General features: G+C 67.5%; 17 protein-coding genes. 7 read left to right on the top strand and 10 right to left on the bottom strand.

Going from position 1 to position 19,138, the window contains the following annotated elements:
- Positions 1–49: 49 nt before the first annotated feature.
- Positions 50–970, bottom strand: a complete 921-nt coding sequence (gene cysK, locus QBJ89_RS15280; protein ID WP_277981334.1) for a cysteine synthase A — start codon at positions 968–970, stop codon at positions 50–52.
- Positions 967–2,334, bottom strand: a complete 1,368-nt coding sequence (locus QBJ89_RS15275; protein WP_277981333.1) for an MFS transporter — start codon at positions 2,332–2,334, stop codon at positions 967–969. The genes cysK and QBJ89_RS15275 overlap by 4 nt, the downstream gene beginning before the upstream one ends.
- A gap of 174 nt (positions 2,335–2,508) precedes the next feature.
- Between QBJ89_RS15275 and pdhA the strand changes: the two genes are divergently transcribed.
- Positions 2,509–3,519 (top strand): pyruvate dehydrogenase (acetyl-transferring) E1 component subunit alpha, encoded by a 1,011-nt coding sequence (gene pdhA / locus QBJ89_RS15270; protein WP_277981350.1) that lies wholly within the window; start codon positions 2,509–2,511, stop codon positions 3,517–3,519.
- 1 nt (position 3,520) lies between these two features.
- Entirely contained in the window at positions 3,521–4,963 is a 1,443-nt protein-coding gene (locus QBJ89_RS15265; protein ID WP_277981332.1) for a pyruvate dehydrogenase complex E1 component subunit beta, read from the top strand.
- Between the two features lie 199 nt (positions 4,964–5,162).
- Here QBJ89_RS15265 and QBJ89_RS15260 read toward each other — a convergent pair whose 3' ends face one another.
- The 3 genes from QBJ89_RS15260 to QBJ89_RS15250 are packed head-to-tail and all read right to left on the bottom strand — an operon-like array spanning position 5,163 to position 8,301.
- Positions 5,163–5,816 (bottom strand): TadE/TadG family type IV pilus assembly protein, encoded by a 654-nt coding sequence (locus tag QBJ89_RS15260; RefSeq protein ID WP_277981331.1) that lies wholly within the window; start codon positions 5,814–5,816, stop codon positions 5,163–5,165.
- Positions 5,813–6,391: a TadE/TadG family type IV pilus assembly protein gene (locus QBJ89_RS15255; protein WP_277981330.1), complete on the bottom strand. Its 579-nt coding sequence runs from the start codon at positions 6,389–6,391 to the stop codon at positions 5,813–5,815. Before QBJ89_RS15255 ends, QBJ89_RS15260 begins: the two co-directional genes overlap by 4 nt.
- Complete coding sequence (locus QBJ89_RS15250) at positions 6,388–8,301, bottom strand: pilus assembly protein TadG-related protein (protein WP_277981329.1); 1,914 nt, start codon at positions 8,299–8,301, stop codon at positions 6,388–6,390. The genes QBJ89_RS15255 and QBJ89_RS15250 overlap by 4 nt, the downstream gene beginning before the upstream one ends.
- A 52-nt stretch (positions 8,302–8,353) precedes the next feature.
- Between QBJ89_RS15250 and QBJ89_RS15245 the strand changes: the two genes are divergently transcribed.
- The 3 genes from QBJ89_RS15245 (at position 8,354) to QBJ89_RS15235 (ending at position 10,843) form a co-directional block, all read left to right on the top strand.
- Positions 8,354–9,034, top strand: coding sequence for a squalene/phytoene synthase family protein (locus QBJ89_RS15245; RefSeq protein ID WP_277981328.1), 681 nt, complete (start codon positions 8,354–8,356; stop codon positions 9,032–9,034).
- Between the two features lie 66 nt (positions 9,035–9,100).
- On the top strand, positions 9,101–9,559 hold the full coding sequence (locus QBJ89_RS15240; RefSeq protein WP_277981327.1) for an EF-hand domain-containing protein: 459 nt from the start codon (positions 9,101–9,103) through the stop codon (positions 9,557–9,559).
- Between the two features lie 264 nt (positions 9,560–9,823).
- The gene (locus QBJ89_RS15235; RefSeq protein ID WP_277981326.1) at positions 9,824–10,843 is read left to right on the top strand and encodes a hypothetical protein; all 1,020 of its coding nucleotides are present in this window, start codon (positions 9,824–9,826) and stop codon (positions 10,841–10,843) included.
- Here the strand turns inward: QBJ89_RS15235 and trmFO are convergent.
- A complete protein-coding gene (gene trmFO, locus QBJ89_RS15230) occupies positions 10,734–12,044 on the bottom strand; it encodes a methylenetetrahydrofolate--tRNA-(uracil(54)-C(5))-methyltransferase (FADH(2)-oxidizing) TrmFO (protein ID WP_277981325.1) in 1,311 nt (436 codons plus the stop codon). The two genes, QBJ89_RS15235 and trmFO, sit on opposite strands and share 110 nt — an antisense overlap.
- Before the next feature lie 59 nt (positions 12,045–12,103).
- Here trmFO and QBJ89_RS15225 point away from each other — a divergent pair, with 59 nt between their 5' ends.
- Complete coding sequence (locus QBJ89_RS15225) at positions 12,104–12,535, top strand: DUF488 domain-containing protein (protein ID WP_277981324.1); 432 nt, start codon at positions 12,104–12,106, stop codon at positions 12,533–12,535.
- A gap of 351 nt (positions 12,536–12,886) precedes the next feature.
- On the opposite strand, the gene QBJ89_RS15220 is transcribed toward QBJ89_RS15225, so the two are convergent.
- From QBJ89_RS15220 to yaaA, 4 genes are all read right to left on the bottom strand, one after another.
- Positions 12,887–13,243, bottom strand: a complete 357-nt coding sequence (locus tag QBJ89_RS15220; protein WP_277981323.1) for a DUF952 domain-containing protein — start codon at positions 13,241–13,243, stop codon at positions 12,887–12,889.
- Entirely contained in the window at positions 13,243–16,074 is a 2,832-nt protein-coding gene (gene gyrA / locus QBJ89_RS15215; protein ID WP_277981322.1) for a DNA gyrase subunit A, read from the bottom strand. The genes QBJ89_RS15220 and gyrA overlap by 1 nt, the downstream gene beginning before the upstream one ends.
- Before the next feature lie 208 nt (positions 16,075–16,282).
- Entirely contained in the window at positions 16,283–16,942 is a 660-nt protein-coding gene (locus QBJ89_RS15210; RefSeq protein ID WP_277981321.1) for an SDR family oxidoreductase, read from the bottom strand.
- The gene (gene yaaA / locus QBJ89_RS15205) at positions 16,939–17,685 is read right to left on the bottom strand and encodes a peroxide stress protein YaaA (protein WP_277981320.1); all 747 of its coding nucleotides are present in this window, start codon (positions 17,683–17,685) and stop codon (positions 16,939–16,941) included. The genes QBJ89_RS15210 and yaaA overlap by 4 nt, the downstream gene beginning before the upstream one ends.
- Positions 17,686–17,861: 176 nt before the next feature.
- Between yaaA and QBJ89_RS15200 the strand changes: the two genes are divergently transcribed.
- Positions 17,862–19,136, top strand: a complete 1,275-nt coding sequence (locus QBJ89_RS15200) for a hypothetical protein (RefSeq protein WP_277981319.1) — start codon at positions 17,862–17,864, stop codon at positions 19,134–19,136.
- Positions 19,137–19,138: the final 2 nt, after the last annotated feature.

Below are 19,138 nucleotides of genomic sequence, written 5' to 3'. Positions count from 1 at the left end.
CGCGATGCCGCCGAGGATCGCGCCCGTCCGCGTACCGATGCCGCTCAGCTCAATTCTCCGGCAGGAAGTCCGGCACCGAGAGGTAGCGCTCGCCGGTATCGTAGTTGAAGCCGAGCACGCGCACGTCGTCGGGCAGGTCGGGCAACTTCTGCAGGATCGCGGCGAGCGTCGCGCCCGAGGAGATGCCGACCAGCATGCCCTCTTCGCGCGCGGCGCGGCGCGCCATGTCCTTGGCCACCGCGGCGTCGACCTCGATCACGCCGTCGAGCGCCTGGGTGTGGAGGTTGGCGGGAATGAAGCCCGCGCCGATGCCCTGGATCGGGTGCGGCCCGGCCTGACCGCCGGAGATCACCGGCGACGCCTGAGGTTCGACCGCGAAGACCTTGAGGTTGGGCCATTCTTTCTTCAGCGTCTCGGCCACGCCGGTGATGTGCCCGCCGGTGCCGACGCCGGTGATGATCACGTCGATCGGCGAGTCGCGGAAATCGTTGAGGATCTCCTGCGACGTGGTGCGGACATGGACGTCGACGTTGGCGGGGTTCTCGAACTGCTGCGGCATCCACGCGCCCGGCGTCTGCTCGACCAGCTCGAGCGCGCGCTCGATCGCGCCCTTCATCCCCTTCTCGCGCGGGGTAAGGTCGAATTGCGCGCCATAAGCGAGCATCAGCCGGCGGCGCTCGAGGCTCATGCTCTCGGGCATGACGAGGATCAGCTTATAGCCCTTCACCGCGGCGACCATGGCGAGGCCAATCCCGGTGTTGCCGCTGGTCGGTTCGACGATCGTGCCGCCGGGCTGGAGCGCGCCCGACGCCTCGGCCGCCTCGATCATCGCCAGCGCGATCCGGTCCTTGATCGAGCCGCCGGGATTGGAGCGCTCGGACTTGATCCACACCTCCGAGCCCGGAAAGAGCTTGCGGACCCGGATATGCGGCGTGTTGCCGATCGTCTCCAGGATGGTCTGGGCTTTCATGGCTGCGCTACTCCGTGCTGTGGTTCTGTCTCTAGCATCTCGGGCGGGTCAAAGGTCCGCGCGTTCTTCAGTTCCGGGAAGAGCCGCGCCCACAGCAGGGTGATCGCGATCGCGCCGACGCCGCCGAAGACGACCGCACCGACCGGCCCTAGCAGCGACGCCATGAGCCCGCTCTCCGCCTCGCCGAGCTCGTTGGAGGCCGAGATGGTGAGCTGCGACACCGCGCTGACGCGGCCGCGCATCGTATCGGGGGTGTGGAGCTGGATCAGCGAGGTGCGGACATAGACCGAGACCATGTCCGCGCCGCCCGCGACGATCAGTCCGACGAGGCTGAGCAGGAAGTCGGTCTGTAGCACCGGCAGCCCCGCGCCGAGCGCGACATGGGTGATGCCGAGCGCGTTGGTCAGCTGCGTCGCCACGCCGAAGGTGAGGATGCCGAGGCCGAAGATCACCACCGAGGCGAGCATCTTGACGCCGACGTTGCGCTTCATCGGGCGGAACGAGAACCAGATCGCGGTGCTCGCCGCACCGATCCCCATGCCCGCGGCCAAAACGCCCAGCCCAGAAGCACCGACCTGGAGGATGTCGCGCGCGAAGATCGGCAGCAGCGCGGTCGCGCCCGCCAGCAGCACCGCGAACAGGTCGAGCGTGATCGCCGCGAGTACCAAGCGGTTGCGGCGGACATAGGAGAAACCGTCGAGGATCCGCTGGAGCGGGCGGCGATCCTTCTGCGCGGGCGGCTGTGGCACCTTGCCGATCAGGAACATCAGCCCGAGCGCGAGCAACAGCAGCCCCGAGATCACGCCATAGGCCACGTCCGGGTGAATCGCGTAGAGCAGCCCGCCGACGCTCGGTCCCGCGATCGTGCCGAACTGCCAGGCGATCGAGGAGATCGCAATCGCGGTCGGCAGGCTTTCCTTGGGGACCAGGTTCGGCGCGAGCGCTGAATAAGCCGGTCCCGAAAAGGCACGCGCGATACCGATCAGCACCGCGGACACAAAAAGATATGGGAGGCCGAGCTGGCCCGACCAGGTCAGCAGGCCGAGCGTGGCGGCGTTGAGCACCAGCAGCGTGGTGGTGCCGCGCACGATCCAGCGGCGGTCGACCGTGTCCGCCACCAGACCCACGACAGGGGTCAGCAGGAACAAGGGGATGAACTGCACCAGCCCGATCATGCCGAGGAGAAAGGCGGCGTCGCGTATGTCCATCGTCTGGCGCGCGAGGCTGTAGACCTGCCAGCCGATGATGATCGCCTGCGCGCTGATCGCGATCGTGCCCGAGAAGCGCGCCAGCCAGTAAGCGCGGAAATTGGCGATGCGTAAGGGGTGGCGCGGCGCGGCCGGCGGGTCGATCGGGGCGTGCATCGGACCAGCGGCCTAGACCCGCGCTGAAACCCTTGCAACCCGGTGGGGTTTGCAGTCCGACGCGACCCGCGCCTATAGGCGCCCATCTCCCCAAGGAATGAGGTCCTGTCCATCGTGGCAAAAGCCCCAGCACGCAGCCCGGCGATCGCCGGCGATACGCCCCCCGCCGACCCGATGAAGACGAATCGCGAGCGCCCATCGGACCCGCGTCCGTATGAGGCCAGCAAGGAAGAGCTGCTCAAATTCTACGAGGACATGCTGCTGATCCGCCGCTTCGAGGAGAAGGCCGGCCAGCTCTACGGCCTCGGCCTGATCGGCGGTTTTTGCCACCTCTACATCGGCCAGGAAGCGGTCGCGGTCGGGCTCCAGTCGGCGCTGACCGAGGCCGATTCGGTGATCACCGGGTATCGCGACCACGGCCATATGCTGCTTTGTGGGATCCCGCCGACGGACGTGATGGCGGAGCTGACCGGGCGTCAGGCCGGCATCTCAAAGGGCAAGGGCGGCTCGATGCACATGTTTAGCGTCGAGCATAAATTCTACGGCGGCCACGGCATCGTCGGCGCGCAGGTCTCGCTCGGCGCCGGTCTCGCGTTCAAGCACAAGTACAGCGAGGATGGCGGCGTCTGCCTCGCTTATTTCGGCGACGGCGCGGCCAACCAGGGCCAGGTGTACGAGGCCTTCAACATGGCCGAGCTGTGGAAGCTTCCGATCATCTTCGTGATCGAGAACAACCAATACGCCATGGGCACCAGCGTTAACCGCGCCTCGTCCGAGGACCAATTGTACAAGCGCGGCGAGAGCTTCCGCATCCCCGGCCTGCAGATCGACGGCATGGACGTGCTGGCGGCGCGCGGCGCGGCAGAGGAGGCGCTCGCCTGGGTGCGCGCGGGCAAGGGGCCGATCATCCTCGAGATGAAGACCTATCGCTACCGCGGCCACTCGATGTCCGACCCGGCCAAGTACCGCTCGCGCGACGAGGTCCAGGCGGTGCGCGACAAGTCCGACCCGATCGAGGCGGTCAAGCGCACGCTGAGCGAGACGCACGGCGCTAAGGAAGAGGACTTCAAGGCAATCGAGCAGCGCATCCGCAAGCAGGTCAACGAGGCGGCCGACTTCGCCGAGAGCACTCCCGAGCCCGAACCGGCCGAACTGTATACCGACGTCCTGGTGGAGAAGTATTGAGATGGCGATCGACATCAAGATGCCGGCGCTGTCCCCTACGATGGAGGAGGGCACGCTCGCCAAGTGGCTCGTCAAGGAGGGCGACTCGGTGAAGTCGGGCGACATCATGGCCGAGATTGAGACCGACAAGGCGACGATGGAGTTCGAGGCGGTCGACGAGGGCACCGTCACGAAGATCCTGGTGGCCGAGGGCACCGACGGCGTGAAGGTCGGCACGGTGATCCTCCAGCTCGCCGGTGAGGGCGAGGAGGCGGGGTCAGCGGACTCGGCCGGCGCCGCCGCGACCAAGGACGATTCGCCGCGCGGCGACGCGCCGGCTGACGAGCAGAAGAAGTCCGACACGGTCGAGGACTCAGCGCACCCTGCGCAGGAGAAGGTCGACACTGGCGCGCGTCAGCTGTTCGAGGCCGCCGCGCACAAATCCGAGGTGAGCGACCCGGACGTGCCCGCGGGCACCGAGATGGTGAAGCAGACCGTCCGCGAGGCGCTGCGCGACGCGATGGCGGAGGAAATGCGCGCCGACGCGCGCGTGTTCGTGATGGGCGAAGAGGTCGCGCAGTACCAGGGCGCCTATAAGGTGACCCAGGGCCTGCTCGACGAGTTCGGCGACAAGCGCGTGATCGACACGCCGATCACCGAATATGGCTTCGCCGGCGTCGGCACCGGCGCGGCGATGGGCGGCCTCAAGCCGATCGTCGAGTTCATGACGTTCAACTTCGCGATGCAGGCGATCGACCACATCATCAACTCGGCCGCCAAGACCAACTATATGTCCGGCGGCCAGATGCGCTGCCCGATCGTGTTCCGCGGCCCCAACGGCGCAGCGAGCCGGGTCGGCGCGCAGCACTCGCAGAACTACGGCCCGTGGTACGCCAGCGTCCCCGGCCTGATCGTGATCGCGCCGTATGACGCGGCCGACGCCAAGGGCCTGCTCAAGGCGGCGATCCGCAGCCAGGATCCGGTCGTGTTCCTCGAGAACGAGCTGCTGTACGGCCGCTCGTTCGAGGTGCCCAAGCTGGACGATTGGGTGCTGCCGATCGGCAAGGCGCGCGTGATGCGCCAGGGCAAGGACGTGACGATCGTGAGCTACTCGATCGGCGTCGGGCTCGCGCTTGAGGCCGCCGAGAAGCTGGCGGGCGAGGGCGTCGACGCCGAGGTGATCGACCTGCGCACGCTACGCCCGCTCGACACCAAGACGGTGCTCAAGAGCCTCGCCAAGACCAACCGCCTGGTGGTGGTGGAAGAGGGCTGGCCGACCTGCTCGATCGCGTCGGAGATCGCCGCGGTGGTGATGGAGCAGGGCTTTGACGACCTCGACGCGCCGGTGCTGCGCGTCACCAACGAGGACGTGCCGCTGCCTTACGCTGCCAACCTCGAGAAGCTGGCGCTGATCTCCGCGGACAAGATCGTCGCCACGGTGAAGAAGGTGACCTACCGGAAGTGATCCCACGTGCGAGGCGGGTGATGTGGCGCCGGCGCCACTTACCCGCCTCCATGCTAGGTCGCCCCTATCGCAGCCGTCATCCTGAACTCGCTTCAGGATCCACGCTGCCCCTCATCCTCAGCGCGAGACGGCGCGCGACGGTGAGTCCTGGAACGAGTTCAGGATGGCGCCATAGCTGCAATTAACGCCTGCGACTCACTCAGAGCCCGTCCACCGTCGTGCACTTGCTCTTGGCCGGGAATTGATCGACCGACGAGGGCGACTGAAACTGCGTGCTGCGCGCGCGATAGGTTGCTGTGCGAGTGATCGCGGTTCCGAGGTCGATCCATCCGAACGGTCGCCGACTGATCAGCGGCTGGTAATCGTAGGTCACCTGCACGTGGAACAGGATCTCGTCGAGCGGTAGCGCCCGGCTGGCCGGCAGGGTCGCCAGCGCGCTCGACTGTGCGCAGCCGAGCAGCGGGGTCGCCGCGACGTAATTGCCGTCGAAGCGCTGCCACAGAAAGCGCTTCTCGATGACGCCGTCGCCGTCGTTGTCGGTCCCCTTCACGCTGCTGATCACCACGCGCCCGTGGTTGCGCAGGTCGAAAGGCTGAGCGGTGATGTCGATCGCGCTGAACAGGTCGTAGATCTGCTTCTCGCTCGCGCCGACCGAGCCGACGCCGCTCTGCGCCACCAGATCCGCCGTCATCGAGGCGAGCCGCTGCGCGCGATTGTTCGCCATCACCCAGTTGGCGAACTCGAGCCCGGTGAGCACGAAACCGAGGAAGAGCGGCATGACGAGCGCGAGCTCGAGCATGGCCACGGCGCGGCGCTCGCGCGCGAGCCGGGCGAGCAGAGCGCGGGCGCTCACGAGGTGCGGCTCACGGCTTCGTTGCGCACCACGGTGGTGGCCGAGAGGTTGATCAGCGATCCCATCGCCCACTGCGTGCCGAGGAAGCCGAACAGCACCTTCTTGGGATAGCGCACCGTGATGCTCAGCACGTCGCCGGCGCCGCCCATCGTCCCCGTGATCGGCGTGGCAGGGTCCCATCTGCCGTTCTTGTTGCGATCGGTGAAGGTCTCGCCCAGGTCGTATTTGCCGTTGCGGTTGGCGTCGGCATAGACCTCCGGATAGGCCGTGCTGAAGTCGGCGAAGACGCGCGTGTCGATCGACATCTGCTGGCCGGTGGCGAGCGGGAAGCTGCCCATCGCATTGGTGATGCTCTGCCGCATCACCGTGTCGCGCGTGGCCTGGCTGTTGTCGACGCTCGCGGTGGCGACCCGCGCGGCCTCGACCACGGCACCGTCGAGCACCATGCGCGCGACGAGCATATGGCCGAGCTCGATCGTGCCGCACACAGCGCTGAGCACCACCGGCAGGATCAGCGCGAACTCGATCACGGTGGCGCCGCGACGGTCACGGAGCAGGGTGAGCGCTCGCGTCATTGCGTCAGGTGCAGGTCGACGAGCTCGGCCGCGACGTTCTGGAACGCGGCGTTGAGCTGGGTGGCGTTGGTGGTGCGGTACACGCGGCCGGGCGCGCAGGCGTCGAAAGCGGAGCTGACATCGGCACTGTTGGCCACCAGCGCGATAATATAGACCTGCGGCGCGTTATTTTCGCGCTGAATATTGGCGCAGGTCTTGGCAAACCGCCGCAGCATTTGCGTCTTAACGACATTGGCGTCGTCCGACGTCGACAGGGTCTTGTCCGACCAGCGACCATACCAGGTGAAGGTGCGGTCGATATAGCCGTTCTGGCTGTGACCGACCTCGTTGATGCCGTCCGTCATGAACACGATCGCGCGGCGCGGCTTTTCCGCGGTCAGCCCGAGCGGACGCGGGCGCAGGAACACGTCGTCGCGCACCAGCAGCCGATAGGCCCAGAGCAGGCCGGCGTGGTGGATCGTGCCGTTGGCCGGGTAGATCGCCGCGTTCGAATCTCGGATGTAATTGGTGTAATCGGTCTTGGGCCGGTTGTAGAGCGGCAGCATTGCCTCTTCGGGGCACTGCCAGTTCGGGCTCTTGCCTGGCGTGGTGTTCTGCGTGGGATTGTCGGTGATGCCGCCGTTAGGGTTCACCTTGGAGGTGCCCGGCGCCGATGCCCATTTTGTGTAATAATTCGGAATCCGTTTCCAGTCGATGTACCAATTGGTGGAGAGGCGGTTTCCCGACGTCGGGTCGTAATAGTTGCCCTTGGGGCTGCTGAGGCGCACCACGTCGTCGTCGCTCGTGGCGCTGCCGTCATTGAGGGCAATGTAATAGTCGTACAGCCAGGAACGATACGCCGTGCTGTTCGCCAGGTAATCGCCGCCGGCGTCGCCGTAGGACGTGGTGTCGAGCCGATACAGGTTGTTGCTCGGCTCGCTGCCAAAGATGTTATAGAATTCGCCAGCCTTGTTGGCCTTTTCCGCGCTGGTCGCGGCGCTGTTGGCGAGCGCGGGCACGTACATCGGCGGGATGAAATAGGGCATGACGGGCTTGTTGTTGCCACCCTCTCCGGGCAGCGTGCGTGTCACGTCCCAGGCGCCGGGCTCGGACACGGTCCGATCCGCGCTGAGGTCGCGCACCGTCGTGTCGTTCATCACGCAACCCTTCCAGTAATATGGGTTTGCCGGCCACGTGCCGTAGCTGTTCGCCTCCGCGGTGGTGTTAAATCCCTGTACCGGCGCAACCGAGTCGGACCGGCGCGCCAGCAGCAGATTGCCGACGTTCACCGTGATGTCATAGGGTACGAACCCCAGCGCGAGGTCCTTGCGCTGCGTACCGCCCTGGAAGAGGATGTCGACGAAGCTGTTGGCGGCATCCTTCAGCGCGGTAATCCGCGTCTTGCCGTTCGACAGATAGTCTTTCATCGAGCCGGTGTTGTCCATCACCACCATGACCTCGAGCGAGCGCGGCTGAAGCTCGGCCTTGGCCGCGGCCCGCATCGTCACCTCACGGAAGCCGAACAGCCGCATGAACGACATGTCGAGCGTCGCCGCGGCGTTGACGGTGGTGACGTTGACGCCGTTGACGACCGCGAAGGTCGGCGTGACGATCACGTTGGTGGTGCCCATGTAAGCGGGCGAGCGCGAGAAATTGCCGTCGAAATAGGAGTCGACCTGCTTGCTGCGGCTGTTCGGGCTGTTGTCGGTGACGCCGAAGGCGCGCGCGCCGGCCAGCGCGGCCGCGTCGACGCCGGCTTGCAGCTGCGACTTCACGATATACATGCGGCCGATGTCGATCGCGCTGCCGAGCGAGCCGATGCCGACGACCAGTCCCGCCGCCATGATCCCGATCGTCGAGCCGCGCCGATCGCGCAGGAGCGGCGACAACCGCTGGCGGAGCGAGGGGAACAAGCGGGATCGGCTGCGCATCTGATACCTTCCGGCGCGCGGGCGGCGCGAACGTGGTGGAGCGACCGTTAGCGTGATCAAGGTTGATAAATCCCCAACGTTACCCGGTGCGGCGACCGAGCGCGCGCTTGTGCTCGGCTACGCCACCGCCGACGCGCGCGACGGCCTTGCCGCGCTGCTCGCGCTTGACGAGCGGTTCGGCGCGATCCTGCGCACCACACGCGAGCCGCTGGTGGGGCAGATGCGGCTCACTTGGTGGTACGAGGCGCTGGAGACACTCGACCTTGCGCCCGCACCCGCCGAGCCGGTGCTGGCCGCCTTGAACCAGGCAGTGGTTGCGAGCGTGCCGGGAAGGGTTCTGGCGCGGCAAGTGGAGGGCTGGGAAGCGCTGCTCGAGATGCCGCTGACGATCGGCGCGCTGGAGACGCATGCGAGTGCGCGCGGCGGTGGACTTTTCGGCGCGGCCGCGACGCTGCTGGCGACGCCGGCGAACGACACGATCGCCCGGGCGGGGGAGGGCTGGGCCTTAGCGGATGTGGCGCGGCACCTGAGTGACCCGGTGCTGGCGGCCGCCGCCCACGCCGCCGCGCTGTCCCGCTTGTCGGGCGCGCTCGACCGGCGCTGGCCGGCGCGCGCCCGCCCGCTGGGCGCGCTTGCATGGCTCGCGCGACTCGACCTCACGCGCCCGACCCGGCCGGCAGGTCATCCCACGCGCGCATTGCGACTGCTTTGGCACCGCCTTTCCGGGCGATAGCGGCGGGGGCTTGCAGGCCCTCGGCGGCGCTCGATAGCCTCGCCGCACTGGGTGGGGAGATGACGCATGTGGCGGTATCTGGCGGGCGGCGTGGCCGCCCTGCTGCTGGTGGCGGGTGGCTGGCTGATCGTCGGCGGTCAGGCGCATTCGGGAGCGCCGACCAACGTTGCCGCGGCGGCGCGGCCGAGCGACACCGCTGTGCAGTCCGCACCGGCACCCGACCTGCCCGAGGTGAGCGACATCACCCGCGCGCACCGGCGCTTCGAGCGGTTCGATCGCGATCGCGACGGTAAGGTCACCCGCGCGGAATATCTCGAGCCCCGTCGCAAGGCCTTCGCTAAACTGGACCGAGACGGCGACGGCGAGCTCAGCTTCGACGAATGGGCGGCGCGGACCGTCGACCGTTTCGCCGCGGCGGATCGCGACCGGTCGGGCGCGCTCGACGAAAAGGAGTTCGCCGCTACCGCTCCGAAACGCAAGGCACGTGCGGCAGCGCGTTGCCCCGAACCGCCGCACGACGATTGAGGGTGCGTGACGTGATGGCAAGCCTGTGCAGAATGGACGGGACGACTTCGCTCAATTACCTTGCGATCCGAAGTATCGACTAGAATAAAGATGCGAGAGGCAGAGCCAATAAGCCAAAATTGAATGATGAAGATCTGAAGTATTTGTCTCAGGCTCTACTGTCGTGCGTAGGTCAGTCGGCACGCGTCCTTGAAAAAGGGTCGCACCATCATATAATTCCCGATCACGAAAATCTTACGCGCCGGCGGTGCCGCCGCGCTGCTGATGCTTGCTCCGGCCGCCGGTCACGCTGGCGCCGACAGTACAAGATACGAGACAGAAACCTTCACCACCACCTACACGGTCGACGGTACCGGCTATCATATCTCCGGTGTTCGTCCGATGGCGGCGGGCAGCTATCCGGTGTACGTCCGCATCGGTAGCATTGATGAGAGCTACGTCAGCCTGTGGGCGAACGCCGCGATCGAGGCGGCGGCGGAGCGCGGGTTCGTGGCCGCCTCCGTCGAATATGCCAACGCGCGCTTCGGCGATTGCTCCGTGATCAAGGCGCGCGCCAATGCCATCTTCGACAGCTCCAGTGCGGTCAGCGCCATCTCGAAATTATGTGCCTCGGACAAGGCGGATTGCTCCAAGGGCGTCGTCACCGGCGGCCTGAGCCAAGGCTCGATCATCTCCGTCCTGTCGAACGATTCTAACAAGCGCGTGCGCGCCTCTTCCGGTCAAGGCACCGGGTCGGCCTACACTGGCTTCTATAATCTCAGCGAGGGCGTCGCCGACAGTAAGCACACGCAGAGCGGTGACCGGTTGCGCGTGATCAACGGTGAGCATGATGTCTTCGTCGGCGGCAGCCAGGCGATCGCGGCATCACAGGCGCCGCTGGTGACCGGCAAGACGTGTTCGGAGGGCAGCCACTCGTGCTTCCGCGACGACGGAAGTGGTTGGTATATCGCCAAGGACAATGAGGTTCAGGATGGTTACGCGGACCATTGCTTCATGGGCTATGGCGGCCTGCCGCTGACACAATGCGCTGGCATCCACGTCGACCAGAATTATTCGTCGAGCCAGAAGGGTTGGGAGCTCACTCCGACGATCGACTGGGTGACCAAATTTCACCGATCGACGATCGACGTATTAGCGCGGGGAAGGAGCCTTCTTTCCCGCGCCGTCTCTTACCTCACGGCGCCATCCACACCGCGAGCGCGGCGCGCGCGCGATCGGTGTACAGCTTCTTGCGATCGGCTTTCTTGGTGCGCCCGGGTATCGGCGGGAACAGGCCGAAGTTGACGTTCATCGGCTGGTAGCTCTCCGCCTCGGCGCCGCCGGTGATATGGCCGAGTAGCGCGCCGAGCGCCGTCTCCACCGGGGGGGGCGGCGTCGCCTCACCGCGCAGCTCGGCGGCGGCGAAGCGACCCGCGAGCAGCCCTATGGCGGCGCTCTCGACATAGCCCTCGCAGCCGGTGATCTGCCCGGCGAAACGCAGGTTCGGGCGCGAGCGCAGCCGCAGCTGCGGGTCTAGCAGCTCGGGCGAGCGGATGAAGGTGTTGCGGTGCAGCCCGCCGAGCCGCGCGAACTCGGCCTTTTCCATCCCAGGGATGGTTCGAAACAGCCGCACCTGCTCGGCGTGCTTGAGCTTGGTCTGGAAGCCGACGATGTTCCACAAGGTGCCGTGGGCGTTGTCCTGGCGCAGCTGGACCGCGGCATAAGGCCAGCGTCCGGTGCGCGGGTCGTCGAGGCCGACACCTTTCATCGGGCCGAAGCGCAGCGTCTCGCGCCCGCGCTCCGCCATCACCTCGATCGGCATGCAGCCCTCGAAATAGGGCACGTTTTCCCACTCGCGATATTCGGTCTTCTCGCCGGCGAGCAGGCCGTCGACGAAGGCGTGATACTGGTCCTTGTCGAGCGGGCAATTGATATAGTCCGTCCCGTCGCCCTTGTTCCAGCGGCTCTGGAACCAGGCGGTGTCGAGGTCGATCGAGTCACGATGGACGATCGGCGCAATCGCGTCGAAAAAGGCGAGCGCGTCGCGGCCAGTCTCGCCCGCGATCCGCTCGGCAAGTGCCGGCGCGGTGAGCGGCCCGGTGGCGATGATCGCCGGCGTGTCGGGCAGCGTGTCGACGCGCTCGCGTACGATCGTCACCTTCGGATGCGCTTGCAGCGCGGCGGTAACGCCGGCGGAGAAGCCGTCGCGGTCCATCGCCAGCGCCGAACCGGCGGGCACGCGATGGCGGTCGCCCTCGCGCAGGATCAACGAGTCGAGCGCGCGCATCTCCTGGTGGAGAAGGCCGACCGCGTTGCTCTCGGCGTCGTCGGAGCGGAAGCTGTTCGAGCAGACCAGTTCGGCGAGATGGTCGCCGTGGTGCGCCGGGGTGGTGTCGCCGCCGCCGCGCATCTCGGAGAGGCGGACGCGGAACCCCGCCTCGGCCAGCTGCCACGCCGCCTCGGACCCGGCAAGTCCCCCGCCGATCACGTGAATGTCATGTTCCATGGGGTGCGCGATAGCGCCTCGTGCTTGCCTTGTCAGGTGCGCGCGCCCAGCGTGGCGCGATGACGATCTACACCATCGGCTATGAGGGGACGACGGTCGACTCCTTGCTCGCCGCCCTGACCGCGGCAGGGGTGCGGCGCGTGATCGACGTGCGCGCGCTGCCGTTGTCGCGGCGGCCGGGCTTCTCCAAATCGTCACTCGCCGCGGCGCTGAAGGAAACCGGGATCGACTACGTCCACCTCAAGCCGCTCGGCACGCCCAAGCCCGGCCGCGACGCCGCCAAGAAGGGCGACGTGGCGACGCTCACCGCCGTGTACGAGGCGCAGCTCGCGCTGCCCGAGGCGCAGGTGGCGGCGGCGCGCATGCTCGAGCTGGCGGACGAGCGGCCGAGCGCGCTGCTGTGTTTCGAGCGCGACCCGTGCCACTGCCACCGCACGTTGCTCCTTGACGCGGTCGGAGAGGGGCGCGAGGTGGTGGATCTGTACGCGTGAGGGAAGCCGGCGCGTGCTCCTGCGAACGCAGGAGTCCAGGGTCACGGGCGACGACGCGGGTGGCTCTGGGCTCCCGCGCCTGGAAGCACGATGCGTTGAGGCTTTTCCGTCTTCTCCGCGCCTTCCCCATCCATCATGCCGGGAATGGTTCGGGATCTATCGTGCCGCGTCCCCGTCGGTCGCCTGAGCGGACGAGTTGGCCCCGGAACAAGTCGGGGGTGACGGTGGCGCGAGTGGTGACTTGGACAATGAGGTCCGGCCCGGCCTGCTCGTGGCGGCACAGATGCCGGATCAAGTCCGGCATGACGGTGGAAGGGGGCAGGCGAGCTCGACGCTCCCGCCCCCCTCACCTTATCCGGCGACAGGCAGCTTCACCGCCCCAGTCTCCAGCCGCTCCAGCGGTCCGTAGGCGACAACGGTCTCGAGCAGCAGCGGCTCGTAGAGGTGCGGGAAGAGCTGGCCCTCGCGTGCCGCCTCCCAGCGGACGCGGTCGCCATAGGCCTCGAGGTCGACCGCGGCGACGTGGAGATCGTCCTGGCCGGCGAAATGCTTGTCCACCGTCGCGGTGAGCTGCGCCGCGGTGGAGAGATGGATGTAGCCGTCAGCGAGGTCGACGGGTGCGCCGTCGAACCGTCCTTCGCGCTCCAGCGCCGCGACCTGCTCGCCGGTCAGCACCTTATAGGCCAGCATCGGCCGCTCGTCCGCCATCACGCCGGCTCCCCGTCCTCGTCGTCGCTCTCGTCGACCTGCTCGCCCAGCGTGTCCGGGCCGGTGCCGTCGTTCAGCGTCAGCACGTCGCTCGCGGCGACCGGCGCGGCCTCGTCGAGCTCGGCGGCGACGGCAGCCTCGGCGGCGTCCTCGGGCTCGGGCTCCTCGTCGATCCGCGCGGCCGAGACGACATGCTCGTCCGTCGCGACGTTGAACAGGCGCACGCCGGCCGAACCACGCCCGATCACACGCAAGGAAGCGAGCGGCATGCGGATCATCTTGGCCTGGTCGGTGACCAGCATCAGCTGCTCGGCCTTGCTCGCCGCGAAGCTCGCCACCACCGCGCCGTTGCGCGCGATATTGTCGATGTTGGTGATGCCCTGGCCGCCGCGTCCGGTGCGGCGATATTCATAGGCCGAGCTCAGCTTGCCATAGCCGTTGGCGCAGACCGTCAGCACGAACTGCTCGCGCGCGCGTAGCTCCTCAAATCGCAGCTGGTCCATCATCCGTGGCGAGCGCTCGGCATCCTCGGACTTCCATGGCGCGTGACGGAGATAATCGTCACGCTCCTCCTGGTCGCGGATACCGGCGCGGTGCAGCACCGAGAGCGAGATCACCTGATCGTCACCCTTGAGCGCGATGCCGCGCACACCGGTCGAGTTGCGGCTCTGGAACTCGCGCACCTCGTCGGCGCCGAAGCGGATCGCCTTGCCGCACTTGGTCGCGAGCAGCACGTCGTCACCCTCGTCGAGCAGCGCCACGCCGATCAGCCGGTCGTCGGCGTCCTCCCCTTCGAACTTCATCGCGATCTTGCCGTTGGACGGCACGTTGGTGAAGGCGTCCATGCTGTTGCGCCGCACCGACCCGCGCGCGGTGGCGAACATGACGTGGAGCTTGCCCCATTCCGCCTCGTCCTCGGGCAGCGGCAGCACGGTGGAGATCGTCTCGCTCTGCTCGAGCGGGAGCAGGTTGATCATCGGCCGGCCGCGTGTCGCGGGACCGCCCTCGGGCAGCTTCCACACCTTCATGCGATAGACACGGCCGAGCGTGGAGAAGAACAGCACCGGCGTGTGGGTCGAGGTGACGAACAGCTTGGTGACGACGTCTTCGTCCTTGGTCGCCATCGCGCTGCGCCCCTTGCCGCCGCGCGCCTGGGCGCGGAAGGCGTCGAGCGGGGTGCGCTTGATGTAGCCCGCCATGGTGACGGTGACGACCATCTCCTCGCGCTCGATCAGGTCCTCGTCGTCGATCCCGTCCGCCGCGGCGGCGATCTCGGTGCGGCGCGGAGTGGCGAACTGCTCGCGCACCTCGCGGAATTCCTCGCGCATCACCGCGTAGAGCTTCACGCGATCGGACAGGATCGCGAGCAGCTCGGTGATCGAGTCCGCCAGCGTCTTGAGCTCGTCCCCGATCTCATCGCGGCCGAGCGCGGTGAGGCGGTGCAGGCGCAGGTCGAGGATGGCGCGGACCTGCACCTCGCTCAGCCGATAGGTGTCGCCCGCAACGTCGGTCTCCAGCGCTTCGACAAGGCGGAGATAGGAGGCGATCTCGGCGATCGGCCAGTCGCGCGCCAGCAGCTTGCCGCGCGCCTCCGCCGGGCTCGACGAGCCGCGGATGATCCTCACCACTTCATCGAGGTTGGTCACCGCGATGACCAGGCCGAGCAAGATGTGCGCCCGCTCGCGCGCCTTGTTGAGCTCGAACTTGGCGCGCCGCGTGATCACCTGCTCGCGGAAGGTGACGAAGGCCGCGATGATGTCGCGCAGGTTGAGCAGCTCGGGGCGCCCACCGCGGATCGCCAGCATGTTGGCCGGGAAGGAGCCCTGTGCCGGCGTATGGCGCCACAGCTGGTTGAGCACCACTTCGGGCGTGGCGTCGCGCTTGAGGTCGATCACGATCCGCACGCCCTCGCGGTTCGACTCGTCGCGGATGTCGCTGACACCCTCGACGCGCTTCTCCTTGGCGGCGTCGGCGATCTTCTCGACCAGCGCGTTCTTGCCCTGCTGGAACGGGATCTCGGTCAGCACGATCGAGGTGCGATCGCCCCGCCCGGTCTCGATCTTATGGCGCGAGCGGACGATGATCGAGCCGCGCCCGGTCTCATAGGCGGAGCGCGCGCCGGCGCGGCCGAGGATGATCGCGCCGGTCGGGAAGTCGGGACCGGGGACGATCTCCATCAGCTCTTCGGTCGTGATCGGCGCCCCGCCTTCGACCAACCGGTCGAGATAGGCCAAGCAGGCGTCGACCACCTCGCCGAGATTGTGCGGCGGGATGTTGGTGGCCATGCCGACCGCGATCCCGCCGGCGCCATTGACGAGCAGGTTGGGGAAGCGCGCGGGCAGCACCTGCGGCTCGCGCTCGCTGCCGTCGTAATTGGGCTGGAAGTCGACGGTGTCCTTGTCGAGGTCGTCGAGCAGGTAATTGGCCGACTTGGCGAGACGCGCTTCGGTGTAGCGCATCGCCGCGGGCGGATCGGGATCCATCGAGCCGAAGTTGCCCTGGCCGTCGATCAGCGGCAGCCGCATCGACCAGTCCTGCGTCATGCGCGCCAAGGCGTCGTAGATCGCGGTGTCGCCGTGCGGGTGGTACTTACCGATCACGTCACCGACGATGCGCGCGGACTTGCGGTACGGCCGGTTGTAGAGGAACCCGCTCTCGCTCGCGGAGAAGAGGATGCGGCGGTGGACCGGCTTGAGGCCGTCGCGCACGTCGGGCAGCGCGCGCGCGACAATCACGCTCATGGCGTAATCGAGGTAGCTGGTCTTCATCTCCTCAACGATGGAGATGGGGGCGATGTCAGACGGATCGGCGAGGACGGTGTCGTCGGCCAAGATGCTTCTTTCTTTTGCGGAATCGTTGTTGGGCGGGGTGTAGGACGGCGCGGCCACAAAGTCACGCTTACGCGCGCGTGCGCGTGAGGGGCGTTACCCGATGCGGGGGTGCGCGTGCCCCGGCGAAGGCCGGGGCCCAAGTGGAAAAACACCCGCGAGATTCACCATCGTCGCCCCACTGGGCCCCGGCCTGCGCCGGGGCACGGATCTAAGGTGTGATCTCCGCGCCGTCCCAGGCGAAGATCTTGCCGCTGTCGGTCGGGCGCAGCCCGTCGAGCACGTCGAGCAGCTGCACCGCCGCCCGCCCGGGCTGGAACAGGTCGCGCCCGCGCTGCTGGAATGGCTTGGACAGCCGCGTGTCGACCGTGCCCGGGTGCAGCGCCACCACCAGCCCACGGTCGTTGCGGCGCTTGTCCTCGATCGCGAGCGTGCGGATCAGCTGGTTGAGCGCGGCCTTGCTGGCGCGATAGCCGTACCAGCCGCCGAGCCGGTTGTCCGAGATGCTGCCGACCCGCGCCGACAGCGCCGCGAACACCGACCGGCCGTTGCGCGGCATGACCGGCAGGAAGTGCTTGGCGACCAGCGCGGGCCCGATCGCGTTGACCGCATATTGCCGCGCCAGCCAGACCGGGTCGAGGTCGCGCAGCGCCTTCTCCGGTCCGTGCTCGCCGTCGTGGAGCAGTCCGGTAGCGACCACCACCAGCTCGGGCGTGCCCGCGCGCGCCGCGGCGGCCGCGATCGACGCCTCGTCGGTGACGTCGAGGTCGCCGCGCGCGAGCCGCAGCACCTCCTGGCCTTCCTCCTCCAGCGCCTCCGCGAGCGCGGCGCCGATGCCGCCGCCCGCGCCGATCACCACCGCGCGCGTCATGCCGCGCGCTCGAAGGTCCAGCGCGAGTCGTCGCTCTGGTCGGCGGCGAAGCGATAGCCGGCAGTGTCGAACGCCTTCATGCCGTCCAACTCGGTGACGTGGTGTTCGGCGAGATAGCGCGCCATCATCCCGCGCGCCTTCTTGGCGTGGAAGCTGACGAAGCGGCCGTCCGCCTCGCGGAAGTCGACCGCGATCACGTGCACGTCCGCGGGCAGCCGGTCCGCGACCACCTCCCAATATTCTTGGCTGGCAAGGTTGAGCACGGCGCCCGACCCCTCCGCCGCGAGATCCTCGCTGAGCGCGGTGGCCACGCGATCACCCCACCAGTCGGTCAGCTTCTTCTTCCGCGGCGCCCAGCGCGTGCCCATCTCGAGCCGATAGGGCCGCATCCCGTCGAGCGGGCGCAGCATGCCATAGAGACCCGACAGCAGGCGGACATGGTCCTGCGCGAACCGCACCGCCGCCTCGTCGAGCGTCTTCGCCTCGAACCCGGTATAGACGTCGCCGGCGAAGGTGTAGAGCGCGGGGCGTTCCGCGGCGGTGTCGAAGTCGCGGAAGCGGTCGGCGTTGAGCTTGGCCAAAGCGGGCGAGATCTTCATCAGCTCGGCCAGCTTCTTCTGCGTCAGGTGCGAGGCGGCATGTGCCAGCGTCGCGGCCTCGGCAGCGAAGCGCGCGCGGGTGGCAGGGAAGGGGGGCGGGGTCTCGAGGTCCAGCGTTTTGGCTGGCGACAGCACGGCGATCATTGCGCCGCCCTACGCCGCCCCCGAGGCACGTTCAATCGCGGTTCAGCGGCGACACGCAATGTCACCCACGCTTCCTTGAACCGCCGCGTGACCGGCACTAGAGCGTCACCCGAGCGTTTGGCCTGAGATTTTTTCGGCGCGCGTTCTGGCGCGATTTTTTTCGGAGAGACCTGTCGATGAAGATGCTTTCGAACGCCGTCATGGCCGCGCTGCTCGCCGGCGGTGCCACCGTCGCGCTCGCGCAGCCCGCGCTCGCGCAGAAGAAAGATGAGAAGAAGGACCAGGGCTCGCAGCTGAAGCTCAGCAACGAAGTTCGTGGCCCCGCGGCGCAGGCGCAGACCGCGCTCGCCGCCAAGGACGTCAACACCGCCACCCCGCTGGTGGCGCAGGTCGAGGCCGCGGCCAAGACCGACGACGAGAAGTATATCGCGGCGGCGCTGCGGCTAAACCTTGAGGCGATCAAGATGGACAGCGGCGGCGGCTCGGCCGGCCTGACCGCGCCGCTCGATGCGCTGATCGCGAGCCCGCGCACCCCGCCGGCGGACAAGGCGCGCTACGCTTATCAGCGCGGCGTGATCGCGGCCAACGCCAAGGATCCGGCGGGCGCGTCGCGCTTCTTCGAACAGGCGCAGCAGCTCGGCTACAACGACCCCAACCTGCCGCTCCAGCTCGTCAAGCTGAAGATGGACTCGGGCGATGTCGCGGGCGGCTCGGCCGCGCTCGCCAAGATGGTCGACCAGCAGGTCGCCGCCGGTACCAAGCCGAGCGAGGACATCTACAAATACGCCATCGCCAAGAACAACCAGGCGAAGAACAACGCCGAGACGGTGGCGTGGATGCGGCGCTACCTGGCGGCCTATCCGACCAAGAAGAACTGGCGCGACATGCTGACCTTCTGGGGCATCCAGACGCAGGCGGTGGCGACGCTCGACAAGAATCAGAAGGTCGACCTGTTCCGCCTGCTGCGTACCGGCAAGTCGCTGGCTGACCAGTATGACTATGAGATTTACGCGCAGTGGACCTTCGACCAGGGCTTGCCGTGGGAGTCCAAGGCGGTGCTGACCGAGGGCAAGGCCGCGGGCAAGATCCCGGCTGACAGCGCCAACGCCAACAGCCTGCTCGCGGCGTCGAACAAGTCGATCTCGAACGAGGGCTCGATGACCGCGGTCGAAGCGCGCGCGCAGAAGGCGGCGGACGGCAAGCTCGCCGCCAGCACCGCCGACGCCTATCTGGGCACGGGCGAGTGGGCCAAGTCGGTCGCGCTGTACCGCACCGCGCTCCAGAAGGGCGGTGTGGATGCCAACACGGTGAACACGCGCCTCGGTATTGCGCTCGCCAACTCGGGCGATACCGCGGGTGCCAAGACCGCTTTTCAGGCGGTGCAGGGCAGCCCGCGCGCGGACATCGCCGCCTGGTGGATCGAGTTTCTCGATCACCCGCCGCAGGCATGAGG

The organism is Sphingomonas phyllosphaerae (assembly GCF_029623345.1).
Taxonomy (GTDB): Bacteria; Pseudomonadota; Alphaproteobacteria; order Sphingomonadales; family Sphingomonadaceae; genus Sphingomonas; species Sphingomonas phyllosphaerae_C.
Note: the sequence above shows the minus strand (reverse complement) of the source record. Positions and strands in the feature narration are given on the sequence as shown.

Coding starts and splice junctions, on each gene's coding strand:
- trmFO (WP_277981325.1), bottom strand. CDS start 12,044: ATGGAACATGACATTCACGTGATCGGCGGGGGACTTGCCGGGTCCGAG.
- pdhA (WP_277981350.1), top strand. CDS start 2,509: ATGAAGACGAATCGCGAGCGCCCATCGGACCCGCGTCCGTATGAGGCC.
- QBJ89_RS15250 (WP_277981329.1), bottom strand. CDS start 8,301: ATGCGCAGCCGATCCCGCTTGTTCCCCTCGCTCCGCCAGCGGTTGTCG.
- QBJ89_RS15220 (WP_277981323.1), bottom strand. CDS start 13,243: ATGGCGGACGAGCGGCCGATGCTGGCCTATAAGGTGCTGACCGGCGAG.
- QBJ89_RS15225 (WP_277981324.1), top strand. CDS start 12,104: ATGACGATCTACACCATCGGCTATGAGGGGACGACGGTCGACTCCTTG.
- QBJ89_RS15275 (WP_277981333.1), bottom strand. CDS start 2,334: ATGCACGCCCCGATCGACCCGCCGGCCGCGCCGCGCCACCCCTTACGC.
- cysK (WP_277981334.1), bottom strand. CDS start 970: ATGAAAGCCCAGACCATCCTGGAGACGATCGGCAACACGCCGCATATC.
- QBJ89_RS15255 (WP_277981330.1), bottom strand. CDS start 6,391: ATGACGCGAGCGCTCACCCTGCTCCGTGACCGTCGCGGCGCCACCGTG.
- QBJ89_RS15265 (WP_277981332.1), top strand. CDS start 3,521: ATGGCGATCGACATCAAGATGCCGGCGCTGTCCCCTACGATGGAGGAG.
- yaaA (WP_277981320.1), bottom strand. CDS start 17,685: ATGATCGCCGTGCTGTCGCCAGCCAAAACGCTGGACCTCGAGACCCCG.
- QBJ89_RS15240 (WP_277981327.1), top strand. CDS start 9,101: ATGTGGCGGTATCTGGCGGGCGGCGTGGCCGCCCTGCTGCTGGTGGCG.
- QBJ89_RS15200 (WP_277981319.1), top strand. CDS start 17,862: ATGAAGATGCTTTCGAACGCCGTCATGGCCGCGCTGCTCGCCGGCGGT.
- QBJ89_RS15210 (WP_277981321.1), bottom strand. CDS start 16,942: ATGACGCGCGCGGTGGTGATCGGCGCGGGCGGCGGCATCGGCGCCGCG.
- QBJ89_RS15235 (WP_277981326.1), top strand. CDS start 9,824: ATGCTTGCTCCGGCCGCCGGTCACGCTGGCGCCGACAGTACAAGATAC.